Below are 23,146 nucleotides of genomic sequence, written 5' to 3' on the forward strand. Positions count from 1 at the left end.
GCTCGCTCGCCCGGAAAAAAAGCTGCCACGTTTGACCGTGACAGCCTTTACAAATCTAATCTTAACTGACCAGCATTGGAGCCCCGGCTCCGCTTTTTTTACTTTAAATCCCCTGCCTGTGATGGCTGCATTATCTCTCCCTCACCGCAGCACTCATAAAAATGTCGACGTTTACTGCTATTACTGCTCGGCGAAACCGAGCATATAGCGCGGTATAAGCTGCTTTTAACGAACTATATGAATCGTTACACTGTTTAACATTCTGTCTCTGCTCAGGAAGATGAACGTTGAACAAGCCGCGCAAATTAAAAAATCTGCTAAAAAGTTTTATTGAAAGTGATGCCAGCAATGGCGTGATGTTGATCGTGGCGGCGGTCGCGGCGATGATCCTCGCCAATACGGCCGCTACCGCCCAGGGTTACCAGGCGTTGCTGAATGAACCGGTACAAATCCGCTTCGGAGCGCTGGATATCAGCAAAAACTTGCTGTTGTGGATCAACGATGCGCTGATGGCGCTTTTCTTTCTGGTTATTGGCCTGGAAGTAAAGCGTGAGTTGATGGTCGGCGAACTTGCCAGCCGTGACAAGGCGATCTTCCCGGTCATCGCGGCAATAGGCGGCATGGCGTTACCCGCCCTGATCTTCCTGCTTTTCAACCATGGTGATGAGATTGCACGTAACGGCTGGGCCATTCCCACCGCAACCGATATTGCTTTTGCGCTGGGTGTGCTGGCCCTTCTGGGCAGCCGTGTTCCCGTTGCGCTGAAAGTCTTTCTGATGGCACTGGCGATTATTGATGACCTGGGTGCCATTGTGATTATCGCTCTGTTCTATACCAGTGACCTCTCAGTGCTCTCCCTGTGCGTGGCTGCTGGCGCAATTGTCGTGCTGGCACTCCTGAACCGCTTTAACGTCCGTAGAATCTCAGTCTACATACTGGTGGGTATCATACTCTGGACCGCCGTGCTGAAGTCGGGCGTCCACGCAACCCTGGCTGGCGTCATTGTGGGCTTCTTCGTGCCTCTGGAGAAGAAAGAGGGGCACTCTCCAGCGGAACATCTGGCGCATGGTCTGATGCCGTGGGTGAACTGGATGATTCTGCCGCTGTTTGCCTTTGCTAATGCCGGTATCTCACTTGCTGGCATTACGCTGAGTGATGTCCTCTCGCCTGAACCGTCAGGCATCATCTTCGGCCTGTTAATCGGTAAGCCATTAGGCATTACGCTCTTCTGCTGGCTGGCGGTAAAACTGCGGCTGGCAGTATTACCCAACGGCACAACCATACGCGATATTATGGCGATTGGTGTGCTGTGCGGAATTGGCTTCACTATGTCAATTTTTATCAGTTCGCTGGCCTTTGATGCCGCGCATGAACAGCTGGTGACCTTTTCTAAACTGGGCATACTGACCGGCTCTCTGCTTTCAGCCGTCATCGGCTATACGCTGCTGCGAATTAAACTGCGCTAATGGAGAGGAGGCGCAAGCCTCCTTTTTGCTATGAATCAGCTCAATTTCAATCATCTCTACTACTTCTGGCACGCCTGCCGTGCGGGATCAATTACGGCGGCAGCAGAGGCACTCTCCCTGACGCCACAGACCATTACCGGGCAGATTAAGGCACTGGAGGAGCGCCTGCAGGGCAAGCTGTTCCGGCGTCAGGGACGGGGCCTGGTACCGACGGAGCTGGGGCAGCTGGTTTTTCGCTATGCTGACCGCATGTTTATGCTGAGTCAGGAGATGCTGGATATTGTGAATTACCGCAAAGAGTCTCATCTGCTGCTGGATGTTGGCGTGGCAGATGCGCTCTCAAAGCAGCTGGTCAGCAAGGTGCTGGAGACGGCGGTGGTCGCAGAGGAGAAAATTCATCTGCGCTGTTTTGAATCGACCCACGAAATGCTGCTGGAGCAGCTCAGTCAGCATAAGCTGGATATGATTATCTCTGACTGCTCCATCGACCCCACCCAACAGGAAGGGCTGTTTTCGGTGAAGCTGGGGGAATGCCCGATCAGCTTCTGGTCAACCCAGCCGCTCAGCGATCTCTCTTTTCCGGCCTGCCTGGAGACGCGTCCCCTGCTGATTCCGGGGCGCCGCTCCATGCTGGGGCGCAAAATCCTCAACTGGATCAGCACCCAGGGGCTGCAGGTGGAGATTCTGGGTGAGTTTGATGATGCGGCACTGATGACGGCGTTTGGTGCGCGACAGAATGCGATTTTTGTCGCGCCTTTGCTGGAGATGGGTCAACGTGAGGGGATATATGAAGTCGGGCGGCTCGACGCGGTGTCAGAGGAGTATCACATACTCTTCGCGGAGCGGATGATTCAGCATCCGGCGGTGCAGCGACTCTGTCACGCAGACTTCAGCGAACTCTTTCCCTGCCAGGGTACAGACGAAAAAAAACCGGCGTAAGCGCCGGCTTTTTTAACAAAGCGATTAACAACAGGCGATTAAGCCAGTTTGTTGATCTGTGCAGTCAGGTTAGACTTATAACGTGCAGCTTTGTTCTTGTGGATCAGACCTTTAGCAGCCTGACGGTCCACGAGTGGTTGCATTTCATTGAATGCGTTCTGCGCAGCAGCTTTGTCGCCTGAAGCGATCGCCGCGTATACTTTCTTAACGAAGGTACGCATCATAGAGCGGCGGCTAGCGTTATGCTTACGGCGTTTCTCAGATGTTACGGCGCGTTTCTTAGCTGATTTGATATTAGCCAAGGTACAACTCCCAAATGTGTTCTATAGAGACAAATCAAAGGCCGAGGACTATGCCCTTCTAACCTGATTTTGTCAATGGATTTGTGCAAATAAGCGTCGCCCTGAGAGCGGCACTCGGTTACGTATTTGATGGCGCAGGATTCTACCAGCTTCCCCTCGCTGAATACAGTATTTCGCGACAAAATTCTTAACATGCGCTTCTGCAACAGGAAATGCAGCGCCTAAAGCATGAAAGGCGTGCTGACGGGTTAACCTGAGTCGCTTTCAAGGGTATAATCCGCCGATTTCCACCGGTTTGGGCCAGCCATGAAGTTTATCCGCGGTATTCATAATCTTAACGAGCAGCATCGCGGCTGCGTTCTGACCATTGGTAATTTCGATGGCGTGCACCGTGGGCATCAGGCGCTGATGTCGCGGCTGTGTGAAGAGGGACGTAAGCGTAATCTGCCGGTGGTGGTCATGGTTTTTGAGCCACAGCCGCTGGAGCTGTTTGCCGGTGACAAAGCACCGGCTCGTCTGACGCGTCTGCGTGAAAAACTGCGATACATGGCGGAAGCCGGCGTCGATAAAGTGTTGTGCGTGCGGTTCGACCGTCGCTTTGCGGCCTTGTCCGCCCAGTGTTTTATCAGTGACCTGTTAGTCGAAAAGCTGGACGTAAAGTATCTTGCGGTAGGCGATGATTTCCGCTTCGGCGCTGGTCGCCAGGGTGATTTCCTGTTATTACAGAAAGCCGGTGCGGAGTACGGCTTTGAGGTCGTCAGCACCGAAACCTTCTGTGATGGCGGTAAGCGAATCAGCAGTACTGCCGTGCGTCAGGCGCTGGCCGTGGATGATTTAGCGCTGGCGCAGTCGCTGCTTGGTCACCCTTTCACTATTTCCGGCCGCGTTGTGCACGGTGATGCACTGGGACGCACGCTGGGTTTCCCCACGGCGAACCTCCCTTTACGCCGCAGCGTCTCGCCGGTGAAAGGGGTTTATGCGGTGGAGGTACGGGGTCTGACGCCCGAGCCACTGCCAGGTGTCGCCAATATCGGCACCCGTCCGACCGTAAAAGGTTTACGCCAGCAGCTTGAAGTTCACCTGCTCGACATCAATATGGATCTCTATGGTCGTCACATTGATGTGGTGCTGAAACAGAAAATACGAAACGAGCAGCGCTTTGCCTCACTGGAGGCGTTGAAAGAACAAATTGCGAACGATGTGGTAACGGCCCGGCAGTTCTTTGGGCTGCTTTAACCTGAGCGAAAAACGGAATCGAGAATCTGATGAGTGACTATAAATCTACCCTGAATTTGCCGGAAACGGGATTCCCGATGCGTGGCGATCTGGCCAAACGCGAACCGGGAATGTTGCAACGCTGGTATGCCGACAATCTGTACGGCATCATCCGCGAAGCCAAAAAAGGGAAAAAAACCTTTATCCTGCATGATGGCCCTCCGTATGCGAACGGCAGCATTCATATTGGTCACTCCGTTAACAAGATTCTGAAAGACATTATCGTTAAGTCGAAAGGCATGGCGGGTTATGACTCGCCGTATGTGCCGGGCTGGGACTGTCACGGTCTGCCAATCGAACACAAAGTTGAGCAGATGATCGGCAAGCCAGGCGAGAAAGTCACCGCTGCTGAATTCCGCGAAGCGTGCCGCAAATACGCCGCGGAACAGGTTGAAGGCCAGAAGGCGGACTTTATCCGTCTGGGTGTGCTGGGCGACTGGGATCGCCCTTACCTGACCATGGATTTCGGTACCGAAGCCAACATCATTCGTGCGCTGAGTAAAATCATCGGCAACGGCCACCTGCACAAAGGCGCGAAGCCCGTGCACTGGTGTCTGGATTGCCGTTCTGCCTTAGCAGAAGCGGAAGTGGAGTATTACGACAAAACGTCACCGTCGATTGATGTGATGTTCAACGCCATTGATGCCGACGCGGTGCGTCAGGCGTTTGGTGTGGCACAGGTTAATGGTCCGATTTCACTGGTGATCTGGACGACGACACCGTGGACGCTGCCGGCTAACCGCGCCATCTCGTTAAACGCGGAATTTGAGTATCAGTTGCTGCAGATCGACGGTCGCGCGCTGATCCTGGCAAAAGATCTGGTCGAGAGCGTGATGAAGCGCGCGGGCGTCAGCGAATGGCAGGTACTGGGCGAATGTAAAGGCGCGGCGCTGGAGCTGCAGAAATTCCAGCATCCGTTCCTGGCGCTTGAGTCGCTGGTGGTACTGGGCGATCACGTCACCCTGGAAGCGGGTACCGGTGCAGTCCACACGGCACCTGGCCACGGCCCGGATGACTATGTTATCGGTCAGAAATATGGCATCGAAACCGCCAATCCGGTCGGACCGGATGGCCGCTATCTGCCAGGCACCTATCCAACGCTGGATGGGGTCAATGTCTTTAAAGCCAACGACATGATCGTTGAGCTGCTGAAAGAGAAGGGCGCGCTGCTGCACGTTGAGAAACTGCTGCACAGCTACCCGCACTGCTGGCGCCATAAAACGCCGATCATCTTCCGCGCCACGCCGCAATGGTTCATCAGCATGGATCAGAAAGGATTGCGTGCGCAGTCGCTGAAGGAGATCAAAGGCGTGCAGTGGATCCCGGACTGGGGCCAGGCGCGTATCGAATCGATGGTGGCGAACCGCCCTGACTGGTGTATCTCTCGTCAGCGTACCTGGGGCGTACCGATGGCCCTGTTCGTTCATAAAGAGAGCGAAGAGCTGCACCCGGACACGCTGGCGCTGATGGAAAAAGTGGCGCAGCGCGTTGAGCAGGAGGGGATTCAGGCCTGGTGGGATCTCGATCCGCGCGAGCTGATGGGCGACGATGCCGATCATTACGTAAAAGTGCCGGATACGCTGGATGTCTGGTTTGACTCCGGTTCAACCAGCTATTCCGTGGTTGATGCGCGTCCGGAATTTGGCGGACATGCGCCTGACCTCTATCTGGAAGGGTCCGATCAGCATCGCGGCTGGTTTATGTCCTCGCTGATGATCTCCACGGCGATGAAGGGCAAAGCGCCTTATCGTCAGGTACTGACGCACGGTTTCACCGTGGATGGTCAGGGCCGCAAGATGTCGAAATCGATCGGTAACACGGTTGCGCCGCAGGATGTGATGAACAAACTGGGCGCCGATATTCTGCGCCTCTGGGTGGCATCAACCGACTACTCGGGTGAAATGGCGGTCTCCGATGAGATCCTTAAACGTTCTGCCGATGCCTATCGCCGCATCCGTAACACCGCGCGTTTCCTGCTGGCTAACCTCAGCGGCTTTAACCCGGCGACCGATCTGGTGAAACCGGAAGAGATGGTGGTGGTGGATCGCTGGGCCGTCGGTCGCGCTCAGGCGGCACAGGCCGATATCGTTGCCTCTTACGAGAACTACGATTTCCACGAAGTGATCCAGCGACTGATGCAGTTCTGCTCAATTGAGATGGGCAGCTTCTATCTCGACATCATCAAGGATCGTCAGTACACCGCGAAAGGCGATGGCCTGGCGCGTCGCAGCTGCCAGACCGCGCTGTGGCATATCGTCGAAGCGCTGGTACGCTGGATGGCACCGATCATGTCCTTTACGGCGGATGAGATCTGGGGCTACCTGCCGGGCGAACGTGCGCAGTATGTCTTCACCGAAGAGTGGTATCAGGGGCTGTTTGGCCTGGCTGAAGATGAAGCGCTGAATGACGCCTACTGGGCTGAGCTGCTGAAAGTGCGTGGCGAAGTGAACAAGGTGATCGAGCAGGCGCGTGCGGATAAACGTATCGGTGGCGCACTGGAAGCAACGGTTACGCTCTATGCCGATCCGGAGCTGGCGGCTAAACTGCAGGCGCTGGGTAATGAGCTGCGCTTTGTGCTGCTGACCTCTGGCGCACAGGTGGCTGATTACGCCCTGGCGAACGACGAAGCGCAGCAGAGTGAGCTGCTGAAAGGTCTGAAAATCGCGCTGCACAAGGCGGAAGGCGAGAAATGTCAGCGCTGCTGGCATTACACTACCGACGTCGGACAGAATCCTGAGCATGCTGAGGTCTGTGGTCGTTGTTACACTAACGTAGCCGGTGACGGCGAACAGCGTGAATTTGCCTGATGCGTAAACCTATTTTATCAACCGGATTGCGCTGGCTGTGGCTGGTGCTGGTGGTGATTGTTGTCGACTTCGCCAGTAAGCAGTGGGTGATGAACAACATGATGCTGCATGAAACCCAGCCACTGATGCCCTACCTGAACCTGTTCTACGCGCACAACTACGGCGCGGCGTTCAGTTTCCTGGCGGACAAAGGCGGCTGGCAGCGCTGGTTCTTTGCCGGTATTGCGCTGGCTATCGTGATCTCACTGGTCGTGATGATGTATCGTAATCATGCCAGTCAGAAGATCGCTAACATCGCGTATGCCCTGATCATCGGCGGCGCGATAGGCAATCTGTTTGATCGCTCATACCATGGCTTTGTGGTCGATTTTATCGATTTCTATGTCGGTAACTGGCACTTCGCTACATTTAATATCGCTGACTGCGGCATCTGTATCGGTGCTGCATTGGTGGTGCTGGAGGGCTTTTTCAGCCCGAACGGCAAACAGGCTAAACAGAAAGGGTAAGTGATGACTGAGTCCGTACAGCGCGAAAGCGCGGTGTTGGTGCATTTTACGCTGAAGCTGGAAGATGGCTCGACGGCGGAATCGACCCGTGCAAACGGCAAGCCCGCGCTGTTCCGTCTCGGTGATGGCAGCCTCTCTGCGGCACTTGAGCAGGCACTGCTGGGGCTGAAAGCGGGTGAAACTAAACAGTTTACCCTGGAACCGGACGACGCCTTTGGCGGCGTCAGCCCTGACCTGATCCAGTATTTTTCGCGTCGGGACTTTATCGATGCGGGTGAGCCGGAAGTGGGAGCCATCATGCTGTTCAGCGGCATGGGCGGCAGTGAAATGCCTGGCGTGATCCGTGAAATCTCTGGTGACTCTATCACTGTGGATTTCAACCATCCGCTGGCAGGTCGTCGTATTCAGTTTGATGTAGAGGTGCTGGAAATCGATCCCGCACTGGAGGCCAACGATGCAAATCCTGTTAGCTAATCCGCGCGGCTTCTGCGCTGGCGTTGATCGTGCCATCAGTATTGTTGAGCGCGCGCTGGAGATGTATGGCGCGCCAATCTATGTCCGTCACGAAGTGGTGCATAACCGTTACGTGGTAAACAGCCTGCGTGAGCGCGGTGCCATCTTCATTGAAGAGATCAGTGAAGTGCCGGATAACGCGATTCTGATCTTCTCTGCGCACGGTGTTTCTCAGGCGGTGCGTGCCGAAGCCAAAGCGCGCAATCTGACTATGCTGTTTGACGCCACCTGTCCGCTGGTGACCAAGGTGCATATGGAAGTGGCTCGCGCCAGCCGTAAAGGCGTTGAGGCAATACTGATTGGTCATGCGGGTCATCCGGAAGTTGAAGGCACCATGGGGCAGTACAACAACCCTAATGGCGGCATGTATCTGGTGGAGTCACCGGAAGATGTCTTCAGACTGACAGTGAAAGACGAAAACAATCTGAGCTTCATGACGCAGACCACGCTCTCTGTGGACGACACCTCTGACATCATTGATGCTCTGCGCCAGCGCTTCCCGGCGATTATCGGGCCGCGTAAAGATGATATCTGCTACGCCACCACCAACCGTCAGGAAGCGGTTCGTACTCTGGCTAAAGATGCGGAAGTGGTGCTGGTGGTGGGGTCGAAGAACTCCTCTAACTCTAACCGTCTGGCTGAGCTGGCTCAGCGTGCCGGTAAGCTGGCGAAGCTGATCGACTCTGCGGATGATATTCAGGAAGAGTGGGTAAAAGGCGTGGCCTGCATCGGCGTCACCGCAGGCGCGTCAGCGCCCGATATTCTGGTGCAGCAGGTGATCCAGCGGCTGCGTGAACTGGGCGGCGAAGCGGCAATTGAGCTGATTGGCCGTGAAGAGAATATTGTCTTCGAAGTGCCCAAAGAGCTGCGTGTCGAAGTGCGTAACGTGCAGTAACTCATCGATATTACTGATAAAAAGGCCGACTCTGTTCGGCCTTTTTTGTTTTTTGAATCTGACAAAAAAAGCCGTTATTTGCTGCGGTGATTGCTTTTACTGATAATCACGGGCGGCTGGCATAAAATTCTTATTATCACGGATTAATAGTGGCGTGACTGTTAACTCATCGTTAACCTGATGACGCTTTGGATGCATAGTTTTGTTTTAGGAATGAATAAATATGAACACAATCCGCATTGCTATTGTGGGCGCGCCGGGCCGTATGGGCCGTAATCTGATTCAGGCGACGCAGCAGGCAGAAGGCGCAGAACTGGGTGCGGCACTGGCTCGCCCGGGCTCATCGCTGACCGGCAGCGACGCTGGTGAATTAGCGGGCATCGGAAAAAATGGCATCATCATCGCTGACGATTTACGCGCGGTGATTAACGATTTTGATGTGCTGGTCGACTTCACCCGCCCGGAAGGCACGCTGGAGTATATGGCGATCTGCCGTAAGCAGGGCAAAGCGATGGTGATCGGCACCACCGGTTTTGATGAAGCAGGCAAAGCGGCCATTCGTGCCGCGGCAGAAGATATCCCCATTGTGTTCGCCGCTAACTTCAGCGTGGGGGTTAACCTGGTGCTGAAGCTGCTGGAGAAGGCTGCCAAAGTGATGGGGGAGTACGCAGATATTGAGATCGTTGAAGCGCACCACCGCCATAAAGTGGATGCGCCCTCCGGAACCGCGCTGGCGATGGGTGAGGCGATTGCCGATGCGATGCAGTGGAAACTGGATGAGCATGCGGTCTATACGCGTGAGGGCCACACCGGCGAACGCCAGCCGCAGAGCATCGGTTTTGCAACAGTACGCGCGGGCGACATCGTCGGTGAGCATACTGCGATGTTTGCAGATATTGGCGAGCGCGTAGAGATAACCCACAAGGCTTCAAGCCGTATGACCTTTGCAAATGGCGCGGTTAAGTCCGCTTTATGGTTGAAAGATAAGAAATCTGGCCTGTTTGATATGCGGGATGTGCTGGATTTGTCGATGTTGTAAGTGTTGTGAACCATCGTGATGTGGTTGTTTCAATCGATAATCGCTTGATTGAAAAGGGGCAATGTTTTCATTGCCCTTAATTTTACCTTAAATGTGCCTTCCCGATATAAATTTATCTCTGACTTCTGTTTTTGCCTGTTTTCTTCATTTATTTGCTCTGCTGGATGCTATTTTTGACCATTTGGTCAAAAATAAAGGCCGCGCTGCATCTGTTTTGCTTTTACGCTGCCTGGCAAACGATTATTCCACCGAGTTTTCCTCTCTTTTTGCTGCTTATGCCCGTTATTTTCCTCAGAAGGCAGATAAGAGTGAAAAAATCCCGCCGCAGGGTAGACAATAGCCAGGGCGATCATTAGAATGCGCGCAATTTGCCAAAAATCGACAATTCAGGCGGTTTTTGCATTGATTCAGGCGGCTATTTTGAATTAATATGCAGATATTGTGACTGTTTATTCCCTGGAGGATGTTTTGATTAAGTCAGCGCTCTTGGTTCTGGAAGACGGAACCCAATTCCACGGTCGGGCCATCGGGGCAACAGGGTCGGCAGTGGGAGAAGTCGTTTTCAATACCTCAATGACCGGTTATCAAGAAATCCTCACTGATCCTTCCTATTCCCGCCAAATCGTTACTCTCACTTATCCCCATATCGGTAATGTCGGAACCAATGCCGCCGACGAAGAATCCAGCCAGATTCATGCGCAGGGCCTGGTTATCCGTGACCTGCCGCTGATTGCCAGCAACTTCCGTAGTGAAGAGGGCTTATCCGCCTACCTGCAGCGCAACAACATCGTGGCGATTGCCGATATCGATACCCGCAAGCTGACGCGCTTGCTGCGTGAGAAAGGTGCGCAAAACGGCTGCATCATTGCGGGCGATAATCCGGATGCCGCGCTGGCGCTGCAAAAAGCTCAGGCGTTCCCGGGACTGAAAGGGATGGATTTGGCGAAAGAGGTCTGCACCACTGAGACCTACAGCTGGCAGCAGGGCAGCTGGACGCTGGAGGGAGGGCTGCCAGAGCAGGCCGACGCTGAATCACTGCCTTACCATGTGGTGGCTTACGATTACGGTGCCAAGCGCAACATTCTGCGGATGCTGGTCGATCGCGGCTGTCGTCTGACCGTCGTTCCGGCACAGACGCCTGCCGAAGAAGTACTGAAGCTTAATCCGGATGGCATCTTCCTCTCCAACGGTCCTGGCGACCCGGAGCCGTGCGACTACGCCATCAGCGCGATTCAGGCCTTCCTGAAAACAGAGATCCCGGTGTTTGGTATCTGTCTGGGTCATCAGCTGCTGGCGCTGGCCAGCGGGGCTAAGACCGTGAAGATGAAGCTGGGCCACCACGGCGGCAACCATCCGGTGAAAGATCTCGATAACAATCGCGTGATGATCACGGCGCAGAACCACGGTTTTGCGGTCGATGAGAACAATCTTCCCGCTAACCTGCGTGTTACACACATTTCGTTGTTCGATAAAACCGTGCAGGGCATTCACCGCACCGACAAGCCCGCATTCAGCTTCCAGGGACACCCGGAAGCCAGCCCGGGCCCAGGCGATGCTGCGCCGCTGTTTGACCACTTTATTGAATTGATTGACGCATTCCGTCTGCAAGCGAAGTAATCAGGAGCTAATTCATGCCAAAACGTACAGACCTAAAATCCATCCTGATTCTTGGTGCCGGTCCGATTGTGATCGGCCAGGCCTGCGAATTTGACTATTCCGGTGCGCAGGCGTGTAAAGCGCTGCGTGAAGAGGGTTACCGCGTCATTCTGGTGAACTCCAACCCGGCGACGATCATGACCGACCCGGAAATGGCTGATGCGACTTACATTGAGCCGATTCACTGGGAAGTGGTGCGCAAAATCATCGAAAAAGAGCGCCCGGACGCGGTACTGCCGACCATGGGCGGTCAGACAGCGCTGAACTGTGCGCTGGAGCTGGAACGTCATGGCGTGCTGGAAGAGTTTGGCGTCACCATGATCGGCGCAACGGCTGATGCGATCGACAAAGCAGAAGATCGTCGTCGTTTCGACGTGGCGATGAAAAGCATCGGTCTGGATACCGCGCGCTCCGGCATTGCGCACACCATGGAAGAAGCGCTGGCCGTGGCTGAAGATGTCGGTTTCCCCTGCATTATCCGTCCCTCATTTACTATGGGCGGAACCGGTGGCGGCATCGCCTACAACCGCGAAGAGTTTGAAGAGATTTGCGAACGCGGTCTGGACCTTTCACCGACGAATGAGCTGCTGATTGATGAGTCGCTGATTGGCTGGAAAGAGTATGAGATGGAAGTGGTGCGCGATAAAAACGACAACTGCATCATCGTCTGCTCAATTGAAAACTTCGATGCGATGGGGATCCACACCGGTGACTCCATCACGGTGGCACCTGCCCAGACGCTGACCGACAAAGAGTATCAGATCATGCGTAACGCCTCGCTGGCGGTACTGCGTGAGATCGGTGTTGAAACCGGTGGCTCCAACGTGCAGTTCTCGGTTAACCCGAAAGATGGCCGACTGATTGTCATTGAGATGAACCCGCGCGTGTCACGCTCCTCGGCGCTGGCCTCCAAAGCGACCGGTTTCCCGATTGCTAAAGTGGCGGCCAAACTGGCGGTCGGCTATACCCTCGACGAGCTGATGAATGATATCACCGGCGGTTTAACGCCTGCCTCGTTCGAGCCTTCCATCGACTACGTTGTCACCAAGATCCCGCGTTTCAACTTCGAAAAATTTGCCGGTGCCAACGATCGCCTGACCACGCAGATGAAGTCGGTCGGGGAAGTGATGGCAATTGGTCGTACTTTCCAGGAATCCATGCAGAAAGCGCTGCGCGGCCTGGAAGTAGGCGCTAACGGCTTCGACCCGAAAGTCCACCTCGACGACCCGGAAGCATTGACCCGCATCCGCCGTGAGCTGAAAGATGCCGGTTCAGACCGCATCTGGTACATCGCGGACGCCTTCCGTGCCGGCATGTCAGTGGATGGCGTGTTCAACCTGACCAATATTGACCGCTGGTTCCTGGTGCAGATCGAAGAGCTGGTGCGGCTGGAAGAGCAGGTTGCCCGTGAAGGGGTTAATAGCCTGGATGAGACGTTCCTGCGCGCCCTGAAGCGTAAAGGCTTTGCTGATGCACGGCTGGCGACACTGGCGGGCGTGGCAGAGAGCGAAATCCGCAAGTTGCGTCAGCAGTTTAACCTGCACCCGGTTTATAAGCGCGTGGATACCTGCGCCGCAGAGTTCGCGACAGACACCGCCTATATGTACTCCACCTATGAGGAGGAGTGCGAAGCCAATCCAAGTCCGGATCGCGAAAAAATCATGATTCTGGGCGGCGGGCCAAACCGTATCGGTCAGGGTATCGAATTCGACTACTGCTGCGTTCACGCCGCCCTGGCGCTGCGTGAAGATGGTTATCAGACCATTATGGTCAACTGTAACCCGGAAACAGTCTCGACCGATTACGACACCTCTGATCGCCTCTACTTCGAGCCGGTCACGCTGGAAGATGTGCTGGAGATTGTGCGCATTGAGCAGCCAAAAGGTGTGATTGTGCAGTATGGCGGTCAGACTCCGCTGAAACTGGCGCGTGCCCTGGAAGCCGCAGGCGTACCGGTTATCGGCACCAGCCCGGATTCCATCGACCGTGCTGAAGACCGTGAACGTTTCCAGCAGGCGGTTGATCGCCTGAACCTGAAGCAACCCGCCAACGCCACGGTGGCCACACTGGAGCAGGCGGTTGAGAAAGCCGCGGGCCTGGGTTATCCGCTGGTGGTGCGTCCTTCTTATGTGCTGGGTGGTCGTGCCATGGAGATCGTTTACGACGAGATCGACCTCAAGCGCTACTTCCAGACGGCGGTCTCGGTTTCCAACGATGCACCGGTGCTGCTGGATCGCTTCCTGGATGATGCGGTCGAAGTGGATGTTGATGCGATTTGCGACGGCGAGCGGGTGCTGATTGGCGGCATCATGGAACACATCGAGCAGGCTGGCGTTCACTCAGGTGACTCCGCCTGTTCACTGCCGGCCTACACCCTGAGTCAGGAGATTCAGAATGTGATGCGCCAGCAGGTTGAGAAGCTGGCGTTTGAGCTGAACGTTCGTGGCCTGATGAACGTCCAGTTCGCGGTGAAAGATAACGAAGTCTACCTGATCGAAGTTAACCCTCGCGCGGCGCGTACCGTGCCGTTCGTCTCTAAAGCGACCGGTGTCCCGCTGGCGAAAGTCGCCGCGCGCGTGATGGCAGGCAAAACGCTGGCAGAGCAGGGCGTCACTGAAGAGGTGATTCCGCCTTACTACTCTGTCAAAGAAGTGGTGCTGCCGTTTAACAAGTTCCAGGGCGTTGACCCGATTCTGGGGCCAGAAATGCGCTCTACCGGTGAAGTCATGGGCGTGGGCCGCACCTTCGCTGAGGCGTTTTCCAAAGCGATGCTGGGCGCACAGAGCAACATGAAGAAGTCGGGCCGTGCGCTGCTGTCGGTGCGTGAAGGCGACAAGAAACGTATTGTCGACCTGGCCGCTAAGCTGCAGAAGTTTGGTTTCGAACTGGATGCGACCCACGGCACGGCGGTCGTGCTGGGCGAAGCGGGCATCAATCCGCGCCTGGTGAACAAGGTTCATGAAGGGCGTCCGCACATTCAGGACCGTCTGAAGAATGGCGAGTATAGCTACATCGTCAATACCACGGCGGGTCGTCAGGCGATTGAAGATTCGAAACTGATTCGCCGCAGTGCTCTGCAGTATAAAGTGCACTACGACACCACGCTGAACGGCGGCTTCGCCACCGCGATGGCGCTGAATGCAGACCCGACGGAACAGGTTATCTCCGTTCAGGAGATGCATGCCCAGATCAAGGCGATGTAAGGCGATGTAATGTGAAAAACGGCTCCTGCGGGAGCCGTTTTTTTTGACCATCTTATTGGCGATAATCCGAAAACAGGGTTCAGGGAAAGCAAAGAGTTTGCGTTAAAGTCACTGATTTGGCTTAATTTTTTAGCTATAGGTGCGAATAAGGCCGGTTCGCACAAATTTATAATATAAACACTTCCTGTGCGGATTTTTCGTCAGTACTATGCCTGCCGCTCATCACTGGAGCGTATCAGGACATAAATAAAAAATGAAAATGCGTACTTTTTCTCTGAGTGCAGTGGCTGCACTGATGGCAATTCTTCCTTTCGCCAGCCAGGCGGAAATTACCCTGTTAAAACAGGATCCGCAGGCAGGCGATCCGCTTAGCCGTCTTAACTTTACTTTTGGCGGCAGCATTCGTGCTCAGTTCAATCATCAGACCGGCGTGGATGACAAATCCTACAAGCGCGACGGTTTTGATGGCGGCACCCGTTTCCGTTTCGGCGCTGACTACTACCTGTTTGATGACGTCAGCTGGATCAGCTACTACGAGCTGGGCGTTAACGTCCCGGCGGTCTTCAGCTGGGATCGTCACTATGCGGACGGTGCCAATAACACCACGCGTCGTCAGCTCTACACCGGTCTGAAAAGCAAAACCTGGGGTCAGCTTACCTTTGGTCAGCAGAACAGCGTCTATTACGATACCGTGGGCGCCAAGACCGATATCTGGGATTACGACATGATCGGCCAGGCTCCGGGTAACGGGATCAACGGCGACTACGACGGATCTTACCGCTCACGCAAACAGCTGAAGTATAAAAACAGCTTCGGCGATGCGGATCTTTACGCCTCTTATCTGTTCGAAGATAACGAGTATCTGCCAGGCAACGGCCTGCGCTATAAGCGCAAAGGCGGCGGCTCGCTGGGTGTGGACTACCACATCATGGACGATCTGAGCTGGGGCACTGCGTGGAACTACACCCGCGCGGCGATGCGTAACCCGAACAACGGCGACAGCCGCGATTACGATCAGAACATTTACGGCACCGCGCTGAGCTGGACTCCAGGTAACTGGACGTTGTCAGCCGGCGGTGGCTGGTATGAGAACTTCATGACCACCAAACGCAAAGATGTGCATGACTACTTTGCCGGCGACGCGTGGGGCATTGAATATTTCGCCGGTTACAAGATTCCGGTGGGGCAGTATGGTCTGAAAGCGGTACAGCCATATGTCATGGGCGATCGCATTGAGTATGCGACAGGCCGTGATTATCAGCGCATCGACAACGGTCTGGGTGTGGTGCTGTTCCTCGACTACGGTTTCCGTGTCGATTACGAACATGTGTTTACCTCCAGCACCGATAACCTGGGTGATATGAATCTGGTGCGTCTGCGCTACGACTTCTGATAACCCTGACGGCTCCTCCGGGAGCCGTTTTCTTTTGCGCACGACTTTTGTGCCAGCATAAGGCCGATCGCTGGCGAGCTGCGGCAAACTGACGCGATTAGGCGGTGAAAAACGCTGCACAGGCCGTGAAAAACGACGTCATGAAAAGCTTTACGCAATTAGACCTTTCCCCCTATCGACGAAAGTTTCACCTTTACGTATCATGGCGCCAATTTTTTTCAGTGAGTGGTTAACATGATTAGTCTTATCGCGGCATTAGCAGCAGATCGCATTATTGGAATGGAGAACGCCATGCCGTGGGACCTGCCTGCAGATCTGGCGTGGTTCAAGCGCCATACGCTGAAGAAACCGGTGATTATGGGCCGACTGACCTTTGAATCTATTGGCCGTCCGTTACCTGGCCGACTGAATATCGTGGTCAGCAGCCAGCCGGGCACCACCGAAGGTGTTACCTGGGTCACTTCGCTGGATGAGGCGTTACAGGCAGCCGGTGACGCTGAAGAGATCATGGTGATTGGCGGTGGCCGCGTCTATGAGCAGATGCTGAAGCGTGCCGATCGTCTCTATCTGACGCACATTGATGCGGAAGTCGAAGGTGATACGCAGTTCCCGGATTACGAGCCGGATGAGTGGCAGTCAACGTTCAGCGAATTCCACGACGCTGACGAGCAAAATTCCCACAGCTACTGCTTTGAGATCCTTGACCGTCGTCGCTAATCCCACCTCTGCCGGGCTGTAACCTGGCTGTCATCTTTATTCATTAGCATTGCTTCTTTTCTGGGATCGACACAAAGGAAGCAATCACTAATGAAAATCGAACTCTCCGCATTAAGCACTGACCGCCTGCCTGATCCACTGCGTCGTAAATTCCTTGCCGGTTCCGGTGCTATCGGCCTGACCGGCTTTCTCAGCGGCGGCCTGACGCTCTCGGGCAGTGCACTGGCGCAGGAGAAGCCTGCGGGCAGCCCACTGCTGGGCTTTCAGGCGATTGCCGCGTCCACGGCCGATGAGATTGTGGTAGCCCCTGGCTATCGCGCCGACGTGTTGATCTCCTGGGGTGATCCGCTGGTGAATGGCGCAGCCGCGTTTGATCCGCAGGGCAACAACAGCGCCGAAGACCAGGAAAAGCAGTTCGGTGACAACAACGACGGTATGAGTTTCTTCGCGATTAATGACCATCGCGGCGTGATGGCGATTAACAATGAATATGTGAATGAGCCGACGCTGTTCGCCCACGGCGGCAGTAAAGCGACCAGCCTGGAAGATGTCAAAAAGTCGCAGGCGGCGCACGGTATCTCCATCGTTGAAGTCAAACGGGGTGAGGACAATCGCTGGCAGGTGGTACGTCCTTCTGACTATAACCGCCGCATTACCGCCAATACCCCGATGCGCTTCTCCGGTCCGGCAGCGGGGGATAAAGCGCTGCAGACTGCCGCCGATCCGCAGGGAATGCATGTCCTGGGCACCTTTGGTAACTGCGCCAACGGCAAAACGCCGTGGGGCACCTATCTAACCTGTGAAGAGAACTACGACACCTACTTTGGCACCCATCAGGCGGACTTTACGCCGACCCCACAGCAGAAGCGCTATACCCTGAATGCCGCTGAGCCGGAGCGCAACTGGGCCGACTTTGATCCCCGCTTCGATATCGCTAAGAATCCCAACGAATTCAACCGTCACGGCTGGATTGTCGAAATCGATCCTTTCGATCCTCACTCCGTGCCGGTAAAGCGGACCGCGCTGGGCCGCTTCAAGCACGAGAATGCCGCCGTGACGGTCGCGAAAACCGGCCAGCTGGTGGTTTATATGGGCGACGATGAGCGCGGCGAGTATATCTATAAATTTGTCTCAGATGACAAGGTCACTCCGGATGATGCTAAAGCCAATCACGGACTGCTTGATAAGGGCACGCTCTATGTGGCGCAGTTCAACGGCGATGCGCAGGGCACGCCGCTTAAAGGCACCGGGCGCTGGCTGGCGCTGACGTGGGGCGAAAATGGACTCACCGCTGAAAAGGGATTCAATAGCCAGGCAGATGTTTTGATCAATGCGCGTGCCGCGGCAGATGTGGTCAACGCAACGCGAATGGACCGGCCGGAGTGGATTGCGGTTAACCCGCATGACGGCCGTGCCTACTGCACTCTGACCAACAACAACAAGCGCGGAAATGAAGGCATGCCGGTCAATGCAGCGAATCCGCGGCCAAAAAATATCTACGGTCAGATTATCCGCTGGGATGAGAAGGGCGATGCAACCGCGCAGACGTTTGAGTGGGATATCTATGCGCTGTGTGGCAACCCGATAGCGCATCCTGAGGGGATCTATCGTGGCACACCGAACATCACCGCTGAGAATACCTTTAACAGTCCGGATGGGCTGGGGTTTGATGCGCAGGGGCGGTTATGGATCCTGACCGATGGCAAGTACAGCAACAAAGAGGATTATCAGGGGCAGGGGAATAATCAGATGCTGGTGGGTGATCCTGATAGTGGCGAGATCCGCCGGTTTATGGTCGGTCCAAAATCGTGCGAGCTGACCGGTATTACCTTCACGCCCGATTACAAAACGCTGTTCGTGAATGTGCAGCATCCCGGCGAAGAGGGTGACTCGCACTTCCCAGACAACAGTCCGCGTCCGCGGTCGTCGGTGATTATGATCACCCGTGAAGATGGCGGCATTATCGGCGCATAAAACAGGATGCTGGCCTGATGGCCAGCATCGCCGTTATAGCGTGGGCGGTGCCAGACTGTCGCTGGAGGCCAGTGCTTTTTCGCGATTAGAGGGCTGCACCACATAGCGCTGCGTCTCCCAGTGCAACAGGGTCAGCGTTCCGCCCCAGCAGCAGCCGGTATCCAGCCCGATAATGCCCTCTGGCGTGCCTTTGCCTTCCAGCGAGGCCCAGTGACCAAAGACGATGGTGTAGTCACGTGCGACCGGCCCCTCAATGTTAAACCAGGGTTTCAGCGGCGGAAGCGCCGATTCCGGGGCATCTTTGCAGATCATGTCCAGCTGGCCGTTAGGGAAGCAGTAGCGCATGCGGGTGAGAGCGTTGGTGCTGAAGCGCAGACGCGCCAGGCCGGTCAGATCTTCACTCCAGTTGTTCGGCATGTCGCCATACATGGCATCCAGGAACAGCGGATAACTGTCGCTGGCGAGAACCGCTTCGACTTCACGCGCGCACTTTTTCGCGGTCTCAATATCCCATTGCGGCGTGATACCGGCGTGTCCCATCACTAGCTTTTTCTCTTCATCAACCTGTAACAGCGGCTGACGACGCAGCCAGTTGATCAGCTCATCCGCATCATCCGCTTCCAGCAACGGGGTCAGGCGATCTTTAGGCTTGTTACGGCTGATGCCGGCGTAGACCGCCAGCAGATGCAAATCGTGATTGCCCAGCACCAGACGCACCGCATCGCCCAGCGATTTTACGTAGCGTAATACTTCCAGTGAGCCAGGACCGCGCGCCACTAAGTCGCCGGTCAGCCAAAGGGTATCCTGCTCAGGATTGAAGTCGACCTGTTGCAGCAATGCACGTAATTCATCGTAGCAACCGTGAACGTCGCCAATCAGGTATGTGCTCATAACGTTTTATCCATCAGGAAGGTGCCCGACTTAACGGGCAAAAAGCGTGTGAATCAATGAATGTGGGTCTGAATGGCGAGGCGGAACACCGGGATCTCTACGTGAAAGGTGTCGCCCTGTTCGTCGACCATCACATAGTGCCCCTGCATGGTGCCCATCGGTGTTTCGATCACGGCACCGCTGGTGTACTGAAATTCATTGCCTGGCGCGATAAGCGGCTGTTCACCGACCACGCCTTCACCCTGAACTTCCGTTTCGCGGCCGTTACCGTTGGTAATCAACCAGTAGCGTCCCAGCAGTTGCACTGAGGAACGGCCCAGATTGCGTATCGTAATGGTATAGGCGAAGACGTAGCGATCATCATCCGGTGAGGATTGTGAGGCGACGTACTGGCTTTGCACATGGACGGAGACGCGGGCCGTTTCACTCATGACTTACTCCTGCGATTTTCCCTGATGATTCGCCAGCCAGTTCGCCAGCTGACAATATTGCGCCACCGAGACGTTCTCGGCACGCAGGGTTGGATCTATGGATAACTCTTCCAGCGCACCGGCGGCCACCATTTGGCTCAGGCTGTTGCGCAGCGTTTTACGACGCTGGCCGAACGCTTCAGTGGTAATACGGCTCAGGATACGCACATCGCTGACCGGATACGGCGGCTCGGCATACGGCACCAGACGCACCACGGCAGAGTCCACTTTCGGTGGTGGCGTGAAAGAGTGCGGAGGCACTTCCAGCACCGGAATGATCTGGCAGTAGTACTGCGCCATCACCGTCAGACGACCGTAGGTCTTGTTACCCGGACCGGCAACCAGACGATTAACCACCTCTTTCTGCAGCATGAAGTGCATATCTTTGATCGAACCAGTATAGCTGAAAAGGTGGAACATCAGCGGGGTCGAAATATTGTACGGCAGGTTACCGAATACCCGCAGCGGCTGGCCTCTCTCCTGCGCCAGCGCGGCGAAGTCGAATGTCATGGCATCCTGCTGGAAGATAGTCAGTTTCGGGCCAAGGAACGGATGCGTTTCCAGACGCGCAGCGAGATCGCGGTCCAGCTCTATCACCGTTAATTTATCGAGGCGTTCGCCTACTGGCTCGGTTAAGGCACCCAGGCCTGGGCCGATCTCCACCAGCGCTTCGTCGCGCTGAGGATGGATGGCAGAGACAATGCTGTCGATAATGTACTGATCGTTCAGGAAGTTCTGCCCGAAACGTTTACGGGCGTAGTGCCCCTGATGGACGCGATTATTCATTACTGCTCTTGATCATAGTGATGGCGAGGTTAAGCGCCGTGATGAAGCTGCCCGGCTCAGCCTGACCCAGGCCAGCGAGTTCAAGCGCGGTGCCGTGGTCAACTGAAGTCCGGATAAAGGGCAGGCCCAGGGTGATATTTACCGCCCGGCCAAACCCCTGAAATTTGAGTACCGGCAGGCCCTGGTCGTGATACATCGCCAGCACCGCATCGGCGTATTGCAGATATTTGGGCTGGAAAAGGGTATCCGCAGGCAGCGGGCCGGTCAGATTAATGCCCTGCTTACGCAGTTCATTGAGTGCCGGCGTGATGGTCTCGATCTCTTCCCGACCCATGTGACCACTTTCGCCGGCATGAGGGTTAAGACCACAGACGTAAATATGCGGCTCGGCAATCGCAAACTTCTGCTGCAGATCACGATGCAGAATCGTAATCACTTCATGCAGACATTCACGGGTTACCGCAGCGGGCACATCTTTCAGCGGCAGATGGGTGGTGGCCAGTGCGACTCGTAGCTCTTCTGTCGCCAGCATCATGACCACCCGATGGCCGCCTGCACGATCGGCGAAGAATTCGGTATGACCGGTAAAGGCGATGCCGGCATCGTTAATCACGCCTTTATGCACCGGGCCGGTAATCAGGGCAGCGAATTCACCGTCAAGACAACCGTCGCAGGCGCGCGTCAGCGTGGCCAGCACATAGTCGCTGTTGGCGACGCAGAGCTCGCCGGGTGTGACCGGCGCTGCCGTTTCAATTGGCAGGATAGTCAGTGTACCCGCCTGCTGTGGCTCGGCTGCCACATCAGGCTGGTAGGGCCGCAGGGTCAGCGGCAGACCGAGTTGCGCCGCACGCTGCTGCAACAGGGCAGGCGAGGCGCAGACCACCAGTTCAACCGGCCACGACTGCTGGGCCAGCTGAACGGTAAGATCGGGACCAATCCCGGCAGGTTCGCCGGTCGTGATCACCACACGGGCATTACTGCGCATTGCCATCCAGAATCTTCACGTAGGCACTGGCACGTTGTTCCTGCATCCAGGTCTGCGCTTCTTCCGCGAACTTACGGTTAAACAGCATACGGTAAGCACGCTCTTTCTGGGCCGCATCGGTTTTATCCACCTGACGGGTATCCAGCAACTGAATCAGATGCCAGCCGAAAGAGGAGTGAACCGGCTGGCTGGTCTGGCCTTTCTGCAGGCGCAGCAGCGCGTCACGGAACGCCGGGTCAAAGACTTCCGGAGAGGTCCAGCCGAGGTCGCCGCCCTGGTTCGCCGAACCCGGATCGTCAGAGTACTGTTTAGCCGCCGCCGCAAAGGTGGTTTTGCCACTGCGGATATCGTTAGCAATCTGCTCCAGCTGTGCGCGTGCCTGATCGTCTGTCAGGATCGGCGATGGCTTCAGCAGAATGTGACGCGAATGGACTTCGGTGACCGAGACATTTTTGCTCTCGCCACGCAGGTCGTTCACTTTCAGGATGTGGAAGCCCACACCAGAGCGCACCGGCCCGACGATATCGCCTTTTTTGGCGCTTGAGAGTGCCTGAGCAAACAGGGTCGGTAACTCTTCGATTTTACCCCAGCCCATGTTGCCGCCTTTCAGCGCCTGGGAGTCGGCAGAGTAGGTCACGGCCATCTTGCCAAAGTCAGCGCCATTTTTCAGTTCGCCAACCAGCTGTTTCGCCAGCGTTTCCTGCTCATCAACCTGCTGTTGCGTCGGGTTTTCCGGCAGCGGCAGCAGAATATGACTGACGTTCAGTTCAGTACCCTGGCTGTTCTGAGAGCCGATCTGGGTAGCAAGCGTATCCACTTCCTGCGGCAGAATCGTGACACGACGACGCACTTCGTTGTTGCGCACTTCGGCGATAGTCATCTCTTTGCGGATCTGAGAACGATACACGCTGTAGTTCATGCCGTCATAAGCCAGACGGCTACGCAGCTGATCAAGGCTCATCTTGTTCTGCGCAGCGATGTTCTGAATAGCCTGGTCCAGCTGCTCGTCGCTGATCTGAATTCCCGCTTTATCACCCATCTGCAGAATGATGTTGTCCATGATCTGACGTTCCAGAATCTGATGGCGCAACGTTTTATCATCCGGCAACTGCTGACCAGCCTGCTGGGCCTGAGATTTAACGGTGCTCATCATGCCATCCACGTCACTCTCAAGAACCACGCCGTTATTGACCACGGCTGCAACTTTATCAACGACTTGTGGTGCTGCGAACGCGGTGTTGGCACTGATTGCCACACCAAGAATCAGCATTCTCCAGTTCTTCATACTTTATCCATTGTTGGTTCCGCACTGCGGGATTGCCTGTCAAA

Annotated in this window: 20 protein-coding genes; 14 read left to right on the forward strand and 6 right to left on the reverse strand. The window is 55.4% G+C overall.

From position 1 onward, the window contains the following. The 3 genes from HFD95_RS21995 to nhaR all read left to right on the forward strand — a co-directional run. On the forward strand, positions 1 to 208 hold a 208-nt coding region (locus HFD95_RS21995), incomplete at its 5' end, for a hypothetical protein (RefSeq protein ID WP_207713354.1). A 79-nt stretch (positions 209 to 287) separates the two neighbouring features. Further along, positions 288 to 1,466, forward strand: a complete 1,179-nt coding sequence (gene nhaA, locus HFD95_RS21490; protein WP_010671807.1) for a Na+/H+ antiporter NhaA — start codon at positions 288 to 290, stop codon at positions 1,464 to 1,466. A 30-nt stretch (positions 1,467 to 1,496) separates the two neighbouring features. After that, positions 1,497 to 2,405: a transcriptional activator NhaR gene (nhaR, locus tag HFD95_RS21495; protein WP_167430698.1), complete on the forward strand. Its 909-nt coding sequence runs from the start codon at positions 1,497 to 1,499 to the stop codon at positions 2,403 to 2,405. Positions 2,406 to 2,443: 38 nt separating this feature from the next. Here the strand turns inward: nhaR and rpsT are convergent, their stop codons facing one another. Then, positions 2,444 to 2,707: a 30S ribosomal protein S20 gene (rpsT, locus tag HFD95_RS21500; RefSeq protein ID WP_008925553.1), complete on the reverse strand. Its 264-nt coding sequence runs from the start codon at positions 2,705 to 2,707 to the stop codon at positions 2,444 to 2,446. Between the two features lie 306 nt (positions 2,708 to 3,013). Between rpsT and ribF the strand changes: the two genes are divergently transcribed. The 11 genes from ribF to HFD95_RS21555 all read left to right on the forward strand — a co-directional run bounded on the left by ribF (position 3,014) and on the right by HFD95_RS21555 (position 18,685). After that, the gene (gene ribF / locus HFD95_RS21505; protein WP_167430699.1) at positions 3,014 to 3,943 is read left to right on the forward strand and encodes a bifunctional riboflavin kinase/FAD synthetase; all 930 of its coding nucleotides are present in this window, start codon (positions 3,014 to 3,016) and stop codon (positions 3,941 to 3,943) included. Positions 3,944 to 3,972: 29 nt separating this feature from the next. Further along, positions 3,973 to 6,789 carry an isoleucine--tRNA ligase gene (gene ileS / locus HFD95_RS21510; protein ID WP_010671810.1) on the forward strand — a complete coding sequence of 939 codons (2,817 nt, stop codon included), beginning with the start codon at positions 3,973 to 3,975 and terminating at the stop codon, positions 6,787 to 6,789. Continuing rightward, positions 6,789 to 7,295 carry a signal peptidase II gene (gene lspA / locus HFD95_RS21515; RefSeq protein WP_010253719.1) on the forward strand — a complete coding sequence of 169 codons (507 nt, stop codon included), beginning with the start codon at positions 6,789 to 6,791 and terminating at the stop codon, positions 7,293 to 7,295. Before ileS ends, lspA begins: the two co-directional genes overlap by 1 nt. A 3-nt stretch (positions 7,296 to 7,298) precedes the next feature. Then, positions 7,299 to 7,769: an FKBP-type peptidyl-prolyl cis-trans isomerase gene (gene fkpB / locus HFD95_RS21520; protein ID WP_010253720.1), complete on the forward strand. Its 471-nt coding sequence runs from the start codon at positions 7,299 to 7,301 to the stop codon at positions 7,767 to 7,769. Continuing rightward, positions 7,750 to 8,703 (forward strand): 4-hydroxy-3-methylbut-2-enyl diphosphate reductase, encoded by a 954-nt coding sequence (ispH, locus tag HFD95_RS21525; protein WP_010253724.1) that lies wholly within the window; start codon positions 7,750 to 7,752, stop codon positions 8,701 to 8,703. Before fkpB ends, ispH begins: the two co-directional genes overlap by 20 nt. Before the next feature lie 223 nt (positions 8,704 to 8,926). Further along, complete coding sequence (gene dapB / locus HFD95_RS21530; protein WP_033770949.1) at positions 8,927 to 9,742, forward strand: 4-hydroxy-tetrahydrodipicolinate reductase; 816 nt, start codon at positions 8,927 to 8,929, stop codon at positions 9,740 to 9,742. A gap of 468 nt (positions 9,743 to 10,210) precedes the next feature. Then, on the forward strand, positions 10,211 to 11,359 hold the full coding sequence (carA, locus tag HFD95_RS21535; RefSeq protein ID WP_010253731.1) for a glutamine-hydrolyzing carbamoyl-phosphate synthase small subunit: 1,149 nt from the start codon (positions 10,211 to 10,213) through the stop codon (positions 11,357 to 11,359). A 14-nt stretch (positions 11,360 to 11,373) separates the two neighbouring features. Next, positions 11,374 to 14,601, forward strand: coding sequence for a carbamoyl-phosphate synthase large subunit (gene carB / locus HFD95_RS21540; RefSeq protein ID WP_010253739.1), 3,228 nt, complete (start codon positions 11,374 to 11,376; stop codon positions 14,599 to 14,601). A 259-nt stretch (positions 14,602 to 14,860) separates the two neighbouring features. Beyond that, a complete protein-coding gene (locus HFD95_RS21545; RefSeq protein WP_371815285.1) occupies positions 14,861 to 15,994 on the forward strand; it encodes a porin in 1,134 nt (377 codons plus the stop codon). Between the two features lie 234 nt (positions 15,995 to 16,228). Then, entirely contained in the window at positions 16,229 to 16,711 is a 483-nt protein-coding gene (gene folA, locus HFD95_RS21550) for a type 3 dihydrofolate reductase (RefSeq protein ID WP_010253752.1), read from the forward strand. Positions 16,712 to 16,801: 90 nt separating this feature from the next. Beyond that, complete coding sequence (locus HFD95_RS21555; protein WP_163763223.1) at positions 16,802 to 18,685, forward strand: PhoX family phosphatase; 1,884 nt, start codon at positions 16,802 to 16,804, stop codon at positions 18,683 to 18,685. Between the two features lie 33 nt (positions 18,686 to 18,718). Here HFD95_RS21555 and apaH read toward each other — a convergent pair whose 3' ends face one another. From apaH to surA, 5 genes are read right to left on the reverse strand one after another with little or no spacing between them, the layout of a single operon-like run. Next, positions 18,719 to 19,576 carry a bis(5'-nucleosyl)-tetraphosphatase (symmetrical) ApaH gene (gene apaH / locus HFD95_RS21560; RefSeq protein ID WP_010253765.1) on the reverse strand — a complete coding sequence of 286 codons (858 nt, stop codon included), beginning with the start codon at positions 19,574 to 19,576 and terminating at the stop codon, positions 18,719 to 18,721. A gap of 53 nt (positions 19,577 to 19,629) precedes the next feature. Beyond that, positions 19,630 to 20,007, reverse strand: coding sequence for a Co2+/Mg2+ efflux protein ApaG (apaG, locus tag HFD95_RS21565; protein WP_003854807.1), 378 nt, complete (start codon positions 20,005 to 20,007; stop codon positions 19,630 to 19,632). Between the two features lie 3 nt (positions 20,008 to 20,010). Then, positions 20,011 to 20,832: a 16S rRNA (adenine(1518)-N(6)/adenine(1519)-N(6))-dimethyltransferase RsmA gene (gene rsmA / locus HFD95_RS21570; RefSeq protein ID WP_010671812.1), complete on the reverse strand. Its 822-nt coding sequence runs from the start codon at positions 20,830 to 20,832 to the stop codon at positions 20,011 to 20,013. Further along, positions 20,825 to 21,817, reverse strand: a complete 993-nt coding sequence (pdxA, locus tag HFD95_RS21575) for a 4-hydroxythreonine-4-phosphate dehydrogenase PdxA (protein ID WP_167430701.1) — start codon at positions 21,815 to 21,817, stop codon at positions 20,825 to 20,827. Before pdxA ends, rsmA begins: the two co-directional genes overlap by 8 nt. After that, on the reverse strand, positions 21,807 to 23,102 hold the full coding sequence (surA, locus tag HFD95_RS21580; RefSeq protein WP_010253800.1) for a peptidylprolyl isomerase SurA: 1,296 nt from the start codon (positions 23,100 to 23,102) through the stop codon (positions 21,807 to 21,809). The genes pdxA and surA overlap by 11 nt, the downstream gene beginning before the upstream one ends. Positions 23,103 to 23,146: the final 44 nt, after the last annotated feature.

Origin of the sequence: Pantoea sp. EKM10T (assembly GCF_011800685.1) — a bacterium.
In the GTDB taxonomy this organism is placed as follows: domain Bacteria; phylum Pseudomonadota; class Gammaproteobacteria; order Enterobacterales; family Enterobacteriaceae; genus Pantoea; species Pantoea agglomerans.

Bases quoted from the DNA above. Each gene is read 5' to 3' on its own strand.
- folA (WP_010253752.1), top strand. From the start codon at position 16,229: ATGATTAGTCTTATCGCGGCATTAGCAGCAGATCGCATTATTGGAATG.
- pdxA (WP_167430701.1), bottom strand. From the start codon at position 21,817: ATGCGCAGTAATGCCCGTGTGGTGATCACGACCGGCGAACCTGCCGGG.
- ispH (WP_010253724.1), top strand. From the start codon at position 7,750: ATGCAAATCCTGTTAGCTAATCCGCGCGGCTTCTGCGCTGGCGTTGAT.
- apaH (WP_010253765.1), bottom strand. From the start codon at position 19,576: ATGAGCACATACCTGATTGGCGACGTTCACGGTTGCTACGATGAATTA.
- ileS (WP_010671810.1), top strand. From the start codon at position 3,973: ATGAGTGACTATAAATCTACCCTGAATTTGCCGGAAACGGGATTCCCG.
- HFD95_RS21545 (WP_371815285.1), top strand. From the start codon at position 14,861: ATGCGTACTTTTTCTCTGAGTGCAGTGGCTGCACTGATGGCAATTCTT.
- surA (WP_010253800.1), bottom strand. From the start codon at position 23,102: ATGAAGAACTGGAGAATGCTGATTCTTGGTGTGGCAATCAGTGCCAAC.
- dapB (WP_033770949.1), top strand. From the start codon at position 8,927: ATGAACACAATCCGCATTGCTATTGTGGGCGCGCCGGGCCGTATGGGC.
- HFD95_RS21555 (WP_163763223.1), top strand. From the start codon at position 16,802: ATGAAAATCGAACTCTCCGCATTAAGCACTGACCGCCTGCCTGATCCA.
- lspA (WP_010253719.1), top strand. From the start codon at position 6,789: ATGCGTAAACCTATTTTATCAACCGGATTGCGCTGGCTGTGGCTGGTG.
- nhaR (WP_167430698.1), top strand. From the start codon at position 1,497: ATGAATCAGCTCAATTTCAATCATCTCTACTACTTCTGGCACGCCTGC.
- apaG (WP_003854807.1), bottom strand. From the start codon at position 20,007: ATGAGTGAAACGGCCCGCGTCTCCGTCCATGTGCAAAGCCAGTACGTC.
- carB (WP_010253739.1), top strand. From the start codon at position 11,374: ATGCCAAAACGTACAGACCTAAAATCCATCCTGATTCTTGGTGCCGGT.
- fkpB (WP_010253720.1), top strand. From the start codon at position 7,299: ATGACTGAGTCCGTACAGCGCGAAAGCGCGGTGTTGGTGCATTTTACG.
- rsmA (WP_010671812.1), bottom strand. From the start codon at position 20,832: ATGAATAATCGCGTCCATCAGGGGCACTACGCCCGTAAACGTTTCGGG.
- ribF (WP_167430699.1), top strand. From the start codon at position 3,014: ATGAAGTTTATCCGCGGTATTCATAATCTTAACGAGCAGCATCGCGGC.